The following is a 16345-nucleotide window of genomic DNA, read 5'->3' as shown; positions in this document are numbered from 1 at the left end:
GATATACATTACGTTATTCAGATTTAACATTTGTTCGTCATCATAAATCATGTTCAATTTTAGCTAAACTGCGCCCCCGTGTTTCTGAAAGATACTTAATCACAAAGAACATCGCGAGTACACCAATAGCTGTAAATATTACCATTCATATTAATATTATATAAAATCGTTTTCTTTTCTAAGCAAGTAATAATGGACTTGAAAAAATAAGAAAGAAAATAATTGTTAAAAATAACGTGATACCATTAAATACTTTGCTGCTACTCATTAGACCTACAACACTTGAAACCACTGACAATAGCATGACAAAAAAGCCAGGTAAATACCAAAACATATCTGTAAATGTAATCGAAACTGCAAGTAGAAATGATAATACACATAAGATACCAGAAACTATATTCATATTGTTTATTCTCATTGATGTCTTCCTTTCTGTAAGATATTAATAACATTATATACTATATTTACATTTAAATTTACTATATATCATTATTTTTTAAAAATATAAAACACTCTCATTAATAAATATCTAAGTAAGCGTATTTTATCTTTGATTGCGTCTCTAAATCTTTTTGTTACTTGTAGGTGTATTAGCTTTTATTGCTTATTATTTTTGCTAATTACTCATTTTTAATGAGTTATACAATTGCGATGAGTCCAATCATTATTGGTCTATATTTATAGGAAAGGTAACGTTGTCATCAATTAGACTAGTACATAAAAAAACAATAAGGTTAAGTATTTCATCAATATGCAGATAGTATCTACTAAAAGAATATAAAAATGCACCCCAAAAGTTAGATTTTAAGTCCAACTTTTGGGGTGCGTATCAGTTTTAAAAATAATAATATATATTTGTTGTTTAAATTAGTGGAATCTCATACCGCCATCAACAATAATAGTTTGACCAGTAATGTAATCAGAATCACTGCTAGCTAAGAAACCAACCACATTGGCTACATCTTCTGGTTTAGATAAACGTTTTAATGTGATTTGATCAGTGAATTGTTTCCAACCCCATTCTTCTGGTTGATTATTTTCTTCGGCTAATTTTTTAGCAATACCTTCCATCATAGGTGTTTCAACGATACCTGGTGCAAATGCATTTACTGTAATACCTTTGTCAGCTAAATCACGTGCAGCAACTTGAGTTAATCCACGAACTGCGAATTTAGTACTACTGTATAAAGATAATCCCGCATTACCTTCAACACCTGCTTGAGATGTTGCGTTTATAATTTTACCGCCATGACCTAATTTTTCAAATTGTTCTAAAGCTGCTTGAATGCCCCAGAATACGCCTCCAACATTTACTCCGATAACTTGACTAAATTGTTCAGGTGTTACTGTATGAATAGGTGTTGTTGGTCCTAAACCAGCATTATTTACAACTACATTTAACTCTCCAAAATGTTCTACAACTTTACGTGTCACATCAAAAACATTTTCACGGTCGGATACGTCAGCTCTAAATGCTACTGCTTCTTGACCTTCTTTTGAAAGTGCTTCAGCAGCTTTTTTTGCGCCTTCTTCATTAAAATCGACAATAGCAACGTTAAAACCGTCATTAAATAAACGTTCTGCTATTTTGAAACCAATACCTTGTGCTGCACCTGTAACAAGTGCTACTTTTTTAGAATTGTCCATTTACTACACCTCTTAAAGTAATATAACTTTCAATTATTATGTTAGCACTTTGTATGTAAAATACTATGAAAAGTTTGTGAACTTTTGAACAAAGTTTTGTTAATGATTACTTCTTTAAATAATCAATAAATCGTAATAAAGAGGTTTCATTTTTTCTGTTGTCATTGACTATCGCTGTAAAATACACTGAATAATCAAAAGGATGGCCTAGAGGTATGGCCTCAATGTATTCGTCATTTAAAATGGGTTCGTCTTCGATCATGTAACTAGAAATCATACCTACACCTAAGCCTTCTGCAACAGTTCTTAATAAAACGATGGGATTATGCGTACGAAATACAATTTTTAATTCCCCATTTTCTTCTTCGAATTTTTTCAAATGATGATGGTAAAAGCTACGATCATAGAGAATAAAAGGATAGTCTTTAATATCCTCTAAATTAACAGTATCTTTAAACGTAAGTTTAGATTTAGCAGGTACAATAAGTTTAAAATTCGTCGATAAATTAAGAGGAAATTCATGAATTAATGACATTGTTTTATCTGATTCTTTTTTACCAATTAATCCTAAATCTATCTCATTATTTCTCAACATTTTTATAATATTTTCACGGTCAGATTCTATAACTTCAATATCTACGTTTGGATAATCCACTTTAAATTGAGAAATGACTTTAGGAAGTAGTTTGTGAAATAACGTTGGTATAGTGGCTATGGTTAATTTTCCTGTTATATGTGTTTGTAAACGTTCTACTTCTAGCATGAGATGTTCTTTCGCTTCCAAAATTTCCAATATTTTTGGAATCAATCGTTTGCCAATTTCTGTCGGTACTGTCCCTTTTCTGGAGCGATAAAATAATGAATATCCTAATTCTGTTTCCAGATTAGCAATCGATTGACTCATGGCAGATTGACTAATATGCATCAGTTCACTTGCACGAATCATTGATTCTTGTTCGTATACTGATTTAACATATATTAGCTGTTCAAAATTCATATGTTCTCCTCCCTTATATTAGTTTTACTTATATTAAATTAAATTATTCTAATTATACATTAAGTCTAGCTAATATTATAATAATTAAGTATAAATTAAGATAAATAGGATTAAATAGAGGAGGTTAAACATGTCGCAACGTTTATGGTCAAAAGACTTTATCTTTGTAACGATTGTGAATTTATTTATGTATTTAATTCACTACATGCTTATTGTGACAATTACACAATTCACAATCGAAACGTACCATGCTTCAGAAAGTATTGGCGGATTAGCAGCTGGTGTATTTATCATTGGCATGCTAGCTGGAAGATTAGGCGCTGGAAGAATCATCGATCATCTGCAACCTAAGAATGTGCTCATTGGCGGTGTCATTGGCTCTATTATAGCTATCGCTTTATATTTTACAATTCATAGTATTCTTATTTTGATGTTCGTTCGTTTTATTCATGGAATTGCCTTTGGTTTCTCTTCAACAGCAACGGGTACGATTTCTTCTAGATTAATTCCAGAAGAACGTAAAGGTGAGGGTATCGGTTACTACGGTTTAAGCGTAACGCTTGCTTCCGCTTTTGGCCCATTCTTAGGACTAGTATTAAATAATAATTTAGGATTTTCTTCAATTTTTGGCATCAGTTTGATTAGCATTGTCGTTTCATTTAGTTTTACTTTATTAATTAAAAAATTACCGATGAATCATGACATAGTTACTGAAGAACAATCACGTCCTAAAGGTCTCAGTGCTTTCTTACAAAAAGAAGCATTGCCTATTTCATGTGTCGTCATCTTAGTAGGAATTGCTTATGCAAGTGTACTTTCATTCTTATCAATATACAGTGAAATGTTACATTTAGTTACTGCATCTAGTTTCTTCTTTATTGTATTTGCAGTTGTGACCTTTGTGACACGTCCATTCACTGGAAAGATTTATGATCATTTTGGCGAAAATAAAGTCATGTATCCTGTACTTCTAAGTTTTGCAATAGGATTAGCTATTTTAAGTATAGTAAGTTCTCCATTTTTACTATTACTATCTGCAGCATTTATTGGCTTTGGTTATGGAACCATCGTTCCAACTGCACAAGCCATTGCCATTCAACAATCACCCACTAGTAAGATGGGATTAGCTACATCAACGTTCTATATCTTTGTGGACTTTGGTGCAGGCATGGGTCCTTTCATTTTAGGTCTACTCATTCCATTTATGGGCTATCGCTATTTATATCTTGCAATGGCAGGTCTAATTATTATTGCAATGATTTTATATTTCTTTGTACATGGTCGTTATCAAAACAGTACTTCATCAAAAGGTTAATGTATAAAAAAAAGCGTGCGCTCATTTAACATGAACACACGCTCTTTCGTTATTTTCACAAGATTTTCAAGACATCCATCTCACTAACTTCAGACAACCGTCAGTCTTACCTTATTTTTTTAGTATCCTATTACTAAAGCAATAGACATAGCAACGCTACATATAATTATCCATATTAATATAGGTTTCCATACAAACTTCAACCATTCAGTATAAGAAATTTTACCTACAGCTAGAGCTCCCATTAAAATTGCTGATGTAGGAAATAGAATATTACTTATTGCATCACCATATTGGAAGGCTAAGACAGTAAGCTGACGATTAATATGTAACAAATCAGAGATAGGAACCATTAAAGGCATCGTCGTTAATGCTTGACCCGAACCTGATGGAATAAAGAAATTAAGAATGAATTGTAAAATAAACATAGCTATAATCACTAATGACGTTGGTACATCTGATAATAAGGTCGTCAATGCATGAACAATGGTATCTATGATTTTCCCATTTTCTAACAGTACGATAATTCCTTTTGCGACACCAACAATCATTGCTCCAAATAGAATATTTTTCATTCCATCTACTAAAGCATCAAACGTACCATTAAACCCTAAGCCACCTACTAAGCCCGCTAAAATTCCTGCAAATAAGAAATTAGCGCTCATTTCATTGAAACTCCATCCAAATTTAAAAATACCAAATATATTGAAGAGGATAGTTGCCATAATAATCATTAAACTAAATGCTTGTTTTTTACTAAAATGTTGATAATCGAGATCTTGATCAACTTGTCCTTCTTCTTTTTCTAAATGATACACAATACTTTTAGTTTTATCTTTTTTAACTTTACTAGCATATAACATTACAGTTGAAATGGCCGTTGCTAATATAAAAAGATATATGATAGTTCGAAGGCCCCAACCTGAAAACATTGGAAGTTCAGCAACTGTTTGAGCCACCCCAACTGTAAAAGGATTTAACATGCCCCCACTAAAACCACTAGCTGCCCCCAAAATAACCATGGCAGCACCGGTTAATGCATCATAACCTAAGGTACGAGCAATAATAATACCAATGGGAACAAATATAATAGTTTCTTCAGCTAAACCTATTGTAAAACCTAATATTGAAAAGATGATCATCGTTAGTGGGATCATTAAAAAGTTGGCTTTTCCCAAAACTCTCATAGCTTTATTTACACCATTTTCAAAAGCACCTGTTTTGTGGACAATTCCAAAAGCGCCACCCACTAAAAATACATAAAAAACAATTTCTCCCCCACTAATCAATCCTTCTGGGACAGCTCTAAATATATTCAAAAAATTTAGATGTTCTGAAGATACTGTGTGATAGGTACCAGGAATAACTATGGTTTGTCCGTTTTTCTTTTCTCTCGCATATTCTCCAGCAGGAATAATATAAGTAAGTAACCAGGAAATTACTATAATCAACATTAATATTGCATAGGTGTGCGGCATTTCTAGTTTAAACTTTCCAGTTTTATTCTTTTTCATTTATGTCATCCCCTTGTTATTCATTACATATGAATCAAAAATCAAAATATATATAATTTATCATAACCTATTTAAACAAAAATGATAATATTACATTTTTAATAATTTTAAACTTTTTGTTTTATATAACAAAAGCCAAAAATCATATCATTTTTGGCTTCTTTTTAATAAGTCTGTCTATATCAATTTTAATGTTAAATATAAACCTAGTAAGGTCATGAATAAAACTGGAAGGGTAATAACGATACCTGTTTTAAAATAGGTGCCCCATGATATTTTAATTCCTTTTTGAGCTAAAACATGAAGCCATAACAATGTAGCTAAAGAACCAATCGGTGTAATTTTAGGTCCTAAATCTGAACCTATTACGTTAGCATATATCATTCCCTCTTTGAGTACATCAGTAACTGCTGATTGATGAATGGCAATCGCATCAATGAGTACGGTAGGTAAATTATTCATTATTGAAGAGAGTATAGCTGAGATAAAACCAACACCCATAATACTAGTAAATAAACCTTGATGCGCGATATTTGAAAATATATGACCTAACACATGAGTGATTCCCACGTTTTTCAAACCAAAGACAACTAAGTACATTCCCAGTGAAAATATAACAATATTCCATGGTGCGCCTTTTACAACTTTTCTAACTGGAACGGCATTCGATTTCGCCGCTAAAATAAGAAAAATAAAAGCAATACTACCTGCAATAATAGAGACAGGCACACGAACAAACTCACTCATCATATAACCTATAAGTAATAAAACTAATACGAACCACGATATACGGAATAATGAAGCATCTTTAATAACTAATTGAGGTGCCTTCATTTTTGTTATATCCACTTGCTTTGGCATTGCCTTTTTAAAATAAAGCCACAATACAACAATACTTGCGATTAATGAAAATATATTTGGAAGTATCATACGACTTAAATATTCTATAAATCCAATATTAAAATAATCTGCTGAAACAATATTTACTAAATTACTCACTGTAAACGGTAAGGATGTAGTATCCGCAATAAAGCCACTGGCGATAATAAATGGAAATACCATCTTTTCTTTGAAACCTAAGTGACGTACCATTGCTAATACTATAGGAGTGAGAATAAGTGCTGCCCCATCATTCGCAAAAAATGCTGCTACTATCGCTCCAAGTATCATAATGAAAATAAACATCTTTCGTCCATCGCCTTGAGATGCCTTTACCATATGAAGTGCTGCCCATTCAAAAAAGCCAATTTCATCTAAAATAAGTGAAATAAGAATAATAGCCACAAATGTTAGCGTTGCATTCCATACTATACTCGTCACTTCCATAACATCTGACCATCCTACTACGCCCGTCAGAAGTGCTACAACTGCACCAATAACAGCAGTAATCGAAATATCTAATCCTTTGGGTTGCCAAATTACAAAAATTAATGTGAGTACAAAAATGGTAATGGCTAAAAAAGTCATCATCTATCATCACCACTTTTATACTTTAAATACTGCCATGTATTCCTTGAAAAATGAAATGTTGTATTTTTATATTTCATTTGCTCCGAACCTCCTACAATCTTATTCATCGTATCATAATAAACAGAAAAACGTTGTAAAATGTCTTAATTTAAACATCTCACAACGTTTTATTAACAATTCATTTATTTTTCTTCTTTTACCATTTTGCCATTTTCATCTAATTTTTGAATTTTTCCGTGTTTCATTCTATATGTACCTAGAATCTCGCCTTTTTTGTTACGATAGTTCACAATCCAGTTACCATTATGATCTGTCATTTTGACATCATCCCATAAATAACCTGATTTTTTTAATTCTACGTCATCAAAATCAGAAATTAATTGATACACTTCGTTACGATAACGCGTATTGACACTACCAGATTTTTCTAAATCATTTGAAGCTAACGGATTCCCATTATCATTAGCACTATCAGGTAACGAGTTTGAAATATGCATTTTACTTATAAGTTCTGGTAAAGCTTTATTATCTTTATTATGTTTATATACTTCTTCTAAACTAGCTTCTTTTCCTTTATCAAGTAAATCGTTATAATCCAATGTACCTTTTTGCATACGTCCTACATAAACTGTATCTTTATTAACTCCAATTAGCGCTTGATAGGTACTTTTATCTGGATAAACCGTAAAGAACTGCATATGTTTTGGTGCATGTTTTACTGGTTGTTTCACTTTAACCAATGTAAAATCAACTAATTTATAATTATGTTTGCCCGTAGGTAATCTATATTCATAAATTCCAGTTAGAATTTCATTTTTAGTCAATGTATATTGATCGACACCATCAATACAGAATGCTAATGCTAATCGTTCTTTCGTTGATAATTTAGACGTATTGGTTAATGACGTTTCATCTTTTTTATCTGATTCGTTCTTTTTAGCTTTTTGAACGTTATTTTGATTTGATTTTGATTTATTATCTTCTTTTGAAGATTCATGCGTACTACAAGCAGCTAATAACATCATCATGATACTACCCAAAAATAAAAATTTTTTCATCTATTGGCCCCTCATACATTCTTCTTATTTTACTAATATACTATACATTATTTATACATTATTTGAAGAGGAAGATAAATATAAATTTTGTTAAAATACCATTTTTTCATAAAAGTTGTATCTTATATAATTAAAAAACTATGTTACACTGTGTACAATGTTTCATTATTGTTTATAGTAATTAAAATTTAAAGGAGTTTAAGCATGAAAAAATTCTCTGCAGTCCTAATGACAAGCGCTTTATTACTTTCAGCTTGCTCACATAGTAATGATGAAAATGAAAATAATACTAAACAAACATCTCAAACTAATAAAAGTGATGACAATCAACAAAAACATAAAAAAGTTATTAAAGAGGGTCGTACATATATCGATGGTATTTTAATTGTAAATAAAAATATAGGTCTTCCTTCAAATTATAATCCTGGTGAAGATCCAAAAGCCCAACAAGCCTTACAACAATTATTTAGTGCTGCACAAAAAGAGGGTATTAACTTATACAAAATGAGTGGCTACAGAAGTTATCCTACTCAAGTTCAACTATACAATCGTTATGCTGCACGCGATGGTAAAAAAGCTGCAGATAAATATAGCGCACGTCCTGGCTACTCAGAACATCAAACAGGTCTTACATTTGACATCGGTGGCGTTAATTCAGATAAAAACTTATATGCAAGTTTCGGAAAAACAAAAGAAGGGCAATGGATTGCGAAAAACGCACATAAATACGGCTTTATCGTGAGATATCCTAAAGGAAAAGAAAAAATTACTGGTTATCAATACGAACCATGGCATTTACGTTATTTAGGAAAAGATACTGCAACCAAAGTATATCAATCTGGTAAAACTTTAGAAGAATATGTAGGATTAAAATAACTTCGCCACACATATTATTAGTCAATTAAAAACCATGAGTGAGAATACTCCTACTCATGGTTGTTTTAATATTAACTTCATTGTTTCACGTCAAACATCATATTTTATCTATTTTTACTATCCAACCAATCAATGATATCTCTAAAAATACTTTGATTATATGACGACTCATTGAAAATTTCATGTTGTAAATTTTCATAAATATACAGAGACTTTTTCTTAGAAGCAATTTCATTATATAAATCGATAGAATCTTTATAGCTTACGAGACCATCTTCTTTACCATGTAAGATGAGTACTGGATCTATAAAATGGCTTGGATGTTCTTTTAGATAGGCAATACCATCCATCAGGGTAAATATGAGGCCTATAGAAATCTCTTTAGCGACTAAATCATCATCTCTATATTTTTGGATAATTTCTTCGTCAGAACAAACACCGTCTTCCAGTTCATTTTTGACATATGTATCTGCTGAAATATTTTTATCTGGCTCTCCGAATGTACTTTTATTATAGCGCGTTAGTGCGCCAGAAGTAATAATGCCATCTACTTTATTAGGGTATTTGGTACCAAATAAAGTTACCGCGTAACCTCCCATACTATGTCCGATTAAAAATACTCTTCCACTATAATTCTCCTTAGTGTAGTTAATTATCCTATCCAAGTCATCAATGATTTCATCCACATGACTATAAAATACTCTCTTACCTTCAGAACGCCCATGACCACGTTGATCAAAACGAACGACATTATAATGATGCTCATTTAAAAACGCGACCAATTCATCATAACGGTCTAGATGCTCTGCAAGACCATGTGCAATTATAATATTTGCTTTACTTTCTTTAACTTCATTAACTTTTGTATAGAGTTTAGTTCCATCTTTTGATTCTAAATATTTTATATAATTCATTTTTATCATCCCTTTTATTTACCTTTACTCGTATCTACCCTTCGTTAATTAGAATAAACACATATAAAACCTCTTAATATTCTTATTTCGTTTGATGGTTTTCCTCTTATTTTTCCCATAATAACATCACTATGCATCAAAACTTTCTAAAAAACTCATAACTCTATACTCTTAATATATAAAAAGCGTGCTAGTCTTTCCAAAATAATCTCTTTAAGACTGCACGCTCACTTCATTATTTAATTATTGTATTTTCTTTTTCATGAATCATTTGAATTATTTCATTATTTTCGTTCATAATCGCTACTTTAGGTGCATGATCGATTAATTCACGTTCGTCCAACTGTACATAAGTCATAATAATAACAATATCATCTACTTCTACTAAGCGAGATGCAGCACCATTGAGACAAATTTTTCCACTACCACGTTCACCCGCAATCACATATGTTTCGAAACGTGCTCCATTATTATTGTTTACAATAGCAACCTTTTCATTTGGAAGAATATCAACCGCATCTAAAATATCGGCATCGATCGTGATACTTCCTACATAATTTAAATTGGATTCTGTGACACGTGCTCTATGAATTTTACTATTCATCATTGTTCTAATCATTTTCTCTATTTACTCCCTAAAATAATATTATCTATTAAACGTGCTTTAGAAAATTTGACAGCTAAAGCAATAAAAATTTGACCATTTATTTCATTAACAACTTCAAGTTCAGGATAACTATAAATTGCGACTTCGTCGATATGACCGCTTGTATGTTCTTGTAAGTATGTTTTTATTGCACCTACAAGTATATGACTTCGACGTTCACCTTCTGCATACATGTCTTTGGCTAATTTTAAACTTTTACTTAGATGAACCGCTTCTTTACGTTCTTCATCAGTCAAATACACATTACGAGAACTACGCGCCAGTCCATCGTCTTCACGTACTATATCGACGCCGACAATTTCAATAGGATGATTAAAATCTTTTACCATTTTCTCAATAATTGCTAATTGTTGTGCATCTTTTTTACCAAAATAGGCTTTATTAGGACTTACGATATTAAATAATTTATTAACTACTGTAACGACACCATCAAAATGTCCAGGACGTTGTGGGCCTTCTAAGACTTCCCCTAGACGTCCCACCTTTAATGTGATGCCTAATTCATCTGGATACATCTCTTCAACGGAAGGATGGAATACATAATCGACATGAATAGCTTTAACTAAAGAAACATCCTTATCAATTTGGCGAGGATATGCATCATAATCTTCATTAGGTCCAAATTGTAATGGATTTACAAATACACTAATGACTGTCACATCGTTTTCTTCAACTGAACGTCGCATCATACTTAAATGTCCTTCATGAAGCGCACCCATTGTTGGAATGAAACCTATTGATTGACCAGACGCTTTTATGCGTTGTGCGATTGTTTGCATCTCTTTTACAGTATTAATTACTTGTGTCATTTTTATTAACCTCATCTAATACTTTTTTCTTATACGTATGTGCTTCTGCAGGAAATGCTCCTGCTTTCACTTCTTTATCATATTGCTTCATACCATCAATGCCTACAGATAAATCTGCAAACTGTTTTACGAATTTAGCATAACGTTCTACGCCATAATTTAACATATCGTGATACACCAATACTTGTCCGTCTGTATCTTTACCTGCCCCAATACCAATAACTGGAATGTCTAATTGTTTACTAATTAATCCAGCTAAGTCACTTGGAATAGCTTCTAATACTAACGCCACTGCACCTGCTTCTTGAACGGCATGTGCATCACGAATAAGTTGTTCTGCTGCGTCTTTTGTACCACCTTGTAACTTGTAACCCATAACACCGACACTTTGTGGCATTAAACCAAGATGTGCAACAATTGGAATACCCATTTGTGTCGATTTTTTAATGAAGTCAGTTAAATGGGCACCTTCTGCTTTTAATGCATTCGCATTGGTTTGTTGATATAACGTTATCGCATGATTTAAATCATGTTCCGCACTTACGCCTACCGCTCCGATAGGTAAGTCTACAACGATAAATGTATCATCGGCGCCTCGACGAACAGCTTTACCATGATGAATCATATCATCTAAAGTAACTTGAATGGTTGTATCATAACCTAAAACTGTCATTCCTAGCGAATCACCAACTAGAATCATATCAATATTGGCTTGTTGCGCTTGTTTTGCACTGGGATAATCGTATGCTGTAACCATTGAAATTTTTGTACCATTTTGCTTCATTTCCATAAGTTTTGACAAATTTTTCATTATTTTATCGATCTCCTATAACATTATCTCAATAATATCACGTATAATTATATGTAATATTTTAAAGAAAGGAAAGTTATAAATGCGTATTGCGATTATTGGACCAGGCGCTGTAGGTACGACGATTGCCTACGAATTACAACAAGTATTACCTCATATCACATTACTTGGAAGAACAAATAAGTCCATTCACTTTCAACCTGCAAATCAACATGTCATTGTTAAAGATATTAAGTCTATGACTAACTCCTTCGATGTGATTATCGTGGCAGTCAAAACGCATCAACTTGAATCTTTAGTTCCAGACTTAAACCGTCTTACTCATGATGAGACAACGATTATCTTAGCTCAAAATGGATATGGTTTGCGTTCAACTTTACCATTTAAACATGTCTACCAAGCTGTGGTCTATATTAGTGGACAGAAAAAAGACGATGAAGTGACCCATTTCAGAGATTCCCGTTTGCATATTCAGCATGATCATCGGACTGAACAACTTAAACGCTATTTAGAATATACTAAAATAGAACTTATATTAGAAGATCACATAGAAACAACGATTTGGTATAAATTACTTGTCAATCTTGGTATTAATTCGATTACTGCTTTAGGTGGCAACACTGCACAAATTTTAAAAATTTCAGAAGTCTATCAATTATGCACACGCTTATTAGAAGAAGGTAAACAAGTCGCTATGGCAGAAGGTATTACATTACCCGACACGATTGTTGAAGATATTATGCATATCTATGCTGGTTATCCAGATCATATGGGGACAAGTATGTATTATGATGTTATAAATCATCAGCCCCTTGAAGTAGAAGCAATTCAAGGTTTTATTTACCGTAAGGCTAGAACACATCACCTCTCTACGCCATCGTTAGATACAGTTTATGCATTATTACGGTCTCACCATTCTTTATCCATTCAATATTAATGTTAAAATCAATGTTTAACTATTAATATTTTGTCAAATTATATAGTAACAAACTCTATTACAAGCTATATCATTATTTTTGAAAATTTTTTCACTTTAATAAAAGGGAGATATATCTTTGGATAAAGCAACACGTATACTTAATATTTTGACATTATTATTAAATGGTCATGTTGTCACTCAAGAAGACTTAGATCGCTTTACAAATGTCAGCAAAAAATCTATTCAACGTGATATTAATACAATTAATACATTTTTTTATGAAAGTCATTTTTGGAGAAGCAATCATACTAAAATTGTCTATAATTATCAATTAGGTGGTTATGAACTCACCCATGATACTACGAACAAACAAAGTCTTGGTGTACTAAGTTTACTCATTAAGTTACAAAGTCTCACACCTATTCTTCATTACGATATTTACAAATTTTTCCTACATGCGATGTCGTCTGTCAGAATAGAAGATAAACATATTTTGATGACGATGTTACATCAATTCAAAGTACGTGATGATTTACTTCCTGGAAAAATATTAATGGACCTTCAAAAAGCCATCGTCAATAAACATAGGGTGCGTATTGAAGTAGATCATAACAAAATGACTATTAAACCATTATCTATTTTGTATATGCATTATGATTATTGGTTTACTTACGAATTTCAACATAAAATACATACCGTTTCTTTGAAATCGATACAATCCTTACACGTTCTAGATACAAAATTTTCTAAAGACTTCGCGAATAATGCAGTATTATTTGAAATGAGTACAACCATTTGGAATCAATTTAAACAACAATTTTCAATTAAAGAGATTGTTTCACGTAATGAAGACACCATTTTGGCATGGGTAAATTGCACACGGTTTGATGCTTATTACATTGCTTATCAACTTGCTCCTTTAGCAAAAATTATTGCTCCGGAATCATATATCGATAGTTTTATTGAGCGTTTAGATGAAATTAAACGTACTTACACAGAAAACAACAGCTGACCATTAAAATCAGCTGTTGCTTTTTATTAATCAATTGGATCTCCATGTTCATCATATTTTGTCACTATGCCGTCAGAAGTAACGATATATGAGCCAACTAAATCTCCATTTTTATCTAAAATTGAGAATCCCCAATCTCCGTTTTCATCTTGTTCTGGTTCTTTATATGTGTACGTCTCTGTATCTAATTGATGACCTTCATAATCTTCTACCTTATCAATGACATTTGCACGTGTTACCTTTTCAGTAGATGAAGATTCGTCAGAATCAGTATTTAACGATCTTTGACTTCCTGCAAATACTATTTGTTTTGCTATTTCTTCATAATCAGAATTATTATATTTATCATATAATGTACTTACATCCAATTCTTTACCGTTATCTCTTAATTGTTGATAGTTTGCATCGTATTGTGTACCTGCCACGAGTACTTTATCGTTACTTACTCCAATAACTGTTACAAAAGCTCCTCTCGAAGGAGATGCGCTGTAAAATACCATTCCAGATGGTGAACCATTAATAGGATAATCCATAGAAGCTAGTTTGTATGTATCAATATTTTTATGAATTTTACTCACATTTCCTTGTTCAAGATAACTATGATTTCTTAATTCATTTGCGTTAATAGCATAATCTGACACTGAAGGATCATTTAAAGCTAACGCTACTTTTTCAGCTTGAGATAAGTTGTCGACATTACTATTTGTTTTATTTTCTTGTTGATTGTTATCATTTGAACTTTTATTACTATCTTGTTGGGTATTATTGTTATCATTATCTGAAGTGTTTTTATTTGATGATTGGTTACTTTGTGATGTCGTATGTTCTGATTTTTCACTAGAATTATTGAGCCCAATCATATCTCCTAAATCACAACCTGCAAGTAAAGTTGTCGCCGTTATAGCGCCGATAGCTAAGTAATGTTTCTTCATTTGTTTCGCTCCTTTTAAAATAAAAAAATATATACCTTAACTTACAATATTAAACAGACACTGTATGTCGTTATGAAAAAGTACACACTTCATTATCTAAAGCATGTACTTTTTATATTAATTACTTAATATGTTGACGTACGAAACGACCAGCATATCCTTTAAACGATTCGCCACCAGACATTTCTTGTTTAGCATAAGCATCCGTTGAACCACCCATTAAGTTATATCCATATGTTCTTAAGCCATACATTTTTGTAAATGTACTATTTAACATTGGTGAGCCTGAAGCACCTGATCTAAAAATATCTTTCGTTTGAATCTCTGTACCATTTGTTGAGAATTGAGTTACACGAAGTTTATTAAAATACGCTTTTGTGTTGTCGTTATATTGCCATGGATATCCTAATGAATAAAGTGGCGAATTGAATTTCAATTGTTTAATCTCTGAATCCGTTGCAATTTTAACTGGTTTCACATATTTAGACATATTTTGTTTTGTGTGAACCACTGCAATATCATATTGTGGTACTTTAATCACTTCTGTTGCTTGGAAAACATATGGCATACGACTTCCATCACGATTCATTTGAAATTTAATATATTTCGGAGCCGCTGCACGACCATATTGATCATCGATAACATGTGCATTGGTTACAAATGTATGTGCCCCAATCACTGTTCCTGTTCCCATAGAATCTTGCTTTCTTACAGATGCATCGCGAGAGCCTTTTTTCCAGCCATTTAAATTAGATACACGGCCAATCGCCTTTAAATTATTTTGTGAGGCATTTGGATAGCGTTGGATTGAAATACTGCTGTTACTAATTTTTTTCGCTTTTAAATACGCTTGATATGATCCTCTTTGTATCCCGTCATAATAATAGTTGGTTTCTACAGCTTTAGCCTCTTGATGTTGGGCAGAATATCCTAGTACACTGGCACCAATAACGACACTCGCTACTAATGATTTACCAAATTTAGATTTTAGCATTAATTTGTCCCCTGCTTTCTTTCATTTAAAAATGAATTGGTTTTATGTTTAAAATAAAATATGTACATCAATATTATAAAACAAACAAAGGACAGTATGCGTCTTTTTTATAAAACAATTTATTTTTAACTTTAATGTACATTTATAAATTATTTACATAAAAAATATTTTTCTTTACAAACTTCAAAATATATAGTATAGTATTAAAGTAAAATCATGGAGGGATACTCAAGCCTGGCTTAAGAGGCTAACCATTTTATGGTTAGTAGGAGCTTTTAGCTCGCGTTGGTTCAAATCCTTCTCCCTCCGCTATCTAAGAAACCTAAGATTAAATTCTTAGGTTTCTTTTTATTTCATATTTTATATATAAGACACTCTTATTTATTTTTCCCATTTATAAGAGTACAATA

The 16345-nt window shown here is 32.0% G+C and carries 16 protein-coding genes and 1 tRNA gene; 5 read left to right on the top strand and 12 right to left on the bottom strand.

Annotated elements, in window-relative coordinates:
• Positions 1-178: 178 nt before the first annotated feature.
• The 3 genes from NSU06_RS00495 to NSU06_RS00485 all read right to left on the bottom strand — a co-directional run bounded on the left by NSU06_RS00495 (position 179) and on the right by NSU06_RS00485 (position 2644).
• Positions 179-418 carry a hypothetical protein gene (locus tag NSU06_RS00495; protein ID WP_017174751.1) on the bottom strand — a complete coding sequence of 80 codons (240 nt, stop codon included), beginning with the start codon at positions 416-418 and terminating at the stop codon, positions 179-181.
• A 449-nt stretch (positions 419-867) separates the two neighbouring features.
• On the bottom strand, positions 868-1647 hold the full coding sequence (locus NSU06_RS00490) for a (S)-acetoin forming diacetyl reductase (RefSeq protein ID WP_019835038.1): 780 nt from the start codon (positions 1645-1647) through the stop codon (positions 868-870).
• Between the two features lie 106 nt (positions 1648-1753).
• Entirely contained in the window at positions 1754-2644 is an 891-nt protein-coding gene (locus NSU06_RS00485; RefSeq protein WP_017174749.1) for a LysR family transcriptional regulator, read from the bottom strand.
• 130 nt (positions 2645-2774) lie between these two features.
• Here NSU06_RS00485 and NSU06_RS00480 point away from each other — a divergent pair, with 130 nt between their 5' ends.
• Complete coding sequence (locus tag NSU06_RS00480; protein WP_017174748.1) at positions 2775-3959, top strand: MFS transporter; 1185 nt, start codon at positions 2775-2777, stop codon at positions 3957-3959.
• Between the two features lie 119 nt (positions 3960-4078).
• Here the strand turns inward: NSU06_RS00480 and NSU06_RS00475 are convergent, their stop codons facing one another.
• The 3 genes from NSU06_RS00475 to NSU06_RS00465 all read right to left on the bottom strand — a co-directional run bounded on the left by NSU06_RS00475 (position 4079) and on the right by NSU06_RS00465 (position 8001).
• Positions 4079-5473, bottom strand: coding sequence for a YfcC family protein (locus NSU06_RS00475; RefSeq protein WP_049420671.1), 1395 nt, complete (start codon positions 5471-5473; stop codon positions 4079-4081).
• Positions 5474-5650: 177 nt separating this feature from the next.
• Positions 5651-6940 (bottom strand): arsenite efflux transporter membrane subunit ArsB, encoded by a 1290-nt coding sequence (arsB, locus tag NSU06_RS00470; protein ID WP_025987165.1) that lies wholly within the window; start codon positions 6938-6940, stop codon positions 5651-5653.
• A gap of 185 nt (positions 6941-7125) precedes the next feature.
• Positions 7126-8001 carry a hypothetical protein gene (locus NSU06_RS00465; RefSeq protein WP_017174745.1) on the bottom strand — a complete coding sequence of 292 codons (876 nt, stop codon included), beginning with the start codon at positions 7999-8001 and terminating at the stop codon, positions 7126-7128.
• A 204-nt stretch (positions 8002-8205) separates the two neighbouring features.
• On the opposite strand from NSU06_RS00465, the gene NSU06_RS00460 reads away from it, so the two are divergent.
• Complete coding sequence (locus NSU06_RS00460) at positions 8206-8877, top strand: M15 family metallopeptidase (RefSeq protein WP_017174744.1); 672 nt, start codon at positions 8206-8208, stop codon at positions 8875-8877.
• A 104-nt stretch (positions 8878-8981) separates the two neighbouring features.
• Here the strand turns inward: NSU06_RS00460 and NSU06_RS00455 are convergent, their stop codons facing one another.
• The 4 genes from NSU06_RS00455 to panB form a co-directional block, all read right to left on the bottom strand.
• Positions 8982-9791, bottom strand: coding sequence for an alpha/beta hydrolase (locus tag NSU06_RS00455; RefSeq protein WP_017174743.1), 810 nt, complete (start codon positions 9789-9791; stop codon positions 8982-8984).
• A 235-nt stretch (positions 9792-10026) separates the two neighbouring features.
• A complete protein-coding gene (panD, locus tag NSU06_RS00450) occupies positions 10027-10410 on the bottom strand; it encodes an aspartate 1-decarboxylase (protein WP_002449536.1) in 384 nt (127 codons plus the stop codon).
• A 5-nt stretch (positions 10411-10415) separates the two neighbouring features.
• A complete protein-coding gene (panC, locus tag NSU06_RS00445) occupies positions 10416-11267 on the bottom strand; it encodes a pantoate--beta-alanine ligase (protein ID WP_017174742.1) in 852 nt (283 codons plus the stop codon).
• The gene (gene panB, locus NSU06_RS00440) at positions 11251-12078 is read right to left on the bottom strand and encodes a 3-methyl-2-oxobutanoate hydroxymethyltransferase (protein ID WP_131566636.1); all 828 of its coding nucleotides are present in this window, start codon (positions 12076-12078) and stop codon (positions 11251-11253) included. The genes panC and panB overlap by 17 nt, the downstream gene beginning before the upstream one ends.
• Positions 12079-12160: 82 nt before the next feature.
• On the opposite strand from panB, the gene NSU06_RS00435 reads away from it, so the two are divergent.
• Both NSU06_RS00435 and NSU06_RS00430 read left to right on the top strand, forming a co-directional pair.
• Complete coding sequence (locus NSU06_RS00435) at positions 12161-13015, top strand: oxidoreductase (RefSeq protein WP_131566633.1); 855 nt, start codon at positions 12161-12163, stop codon at positions 13013-13015.
• A gap of 118 nt (positions 13016-13133) precedes the next feature.
• Complete coding sequence (locus tag NSU06_RS00430) at positions 13134-14009, top strand: HTH domain-containing protein (RefSeq protein WP_061544154.1); 876 nt, start codon at positions 13134-13136, stop codon at positions 14007-14009.
• 26 nt (positions 14010-14035) lie between these two features.
• Here the strand turns inward: NSU06_RS00430 and NSU06_RS00425 are convergent, their stop codons facing one another.
• Together NSU06_RS00425 and NSU06_RS00420 are read right to left on the bottom strand one after the other, a co-directional pair.
• Positions 14036-14941, bottom strand: a complete 906-nt coding sequence (locus NSU06_RS00425; protein ID WP_017174738.1) for a hypothetical protein — start codon at positions 14939-14941, stop codon at positions 14036-14038.
• Between the two features lie 121 nt (positions 14942-15062).
• Positions 15063-15935, bottom strand: a complete 873-nt coding sequence (locus NSU06_RS00420; protein WP_048761071.1) for a trypsin-like serine peptidase — start codon at positions 15933-15935, stop codon at positions 15063-15065.
• A 218-nt stretch (positions 15936-16153) separates the two neighbouring features.
• Between NSU06_RS00420 and NSU06_RS00415 the strand changes: the two genes are divergently transcribed.
• A tRNA-Lys gene (locus NSU06_RS00415) sits at positions 16154-16244 on the top strand.
• Positions 16245-16345 lie beyond the last annotated feature (101 nt).

Source organism: Staphylococcus sp. FSL W8-1270 (genome assembly GCF_038007165.1).
In the GTDB taxonomy this organism is placed as follows: Bacteria; Bacillota; Bacilli; order Staphylococcales; family Staphylococcaceae; genus Staphylococcus; species Staphylococcus hominis.
The sequence above is the reverse complement of the archived record's forward strand: the minus strand, read 5'-3'. Positions and strand labels throughout refer to the sequence as shown.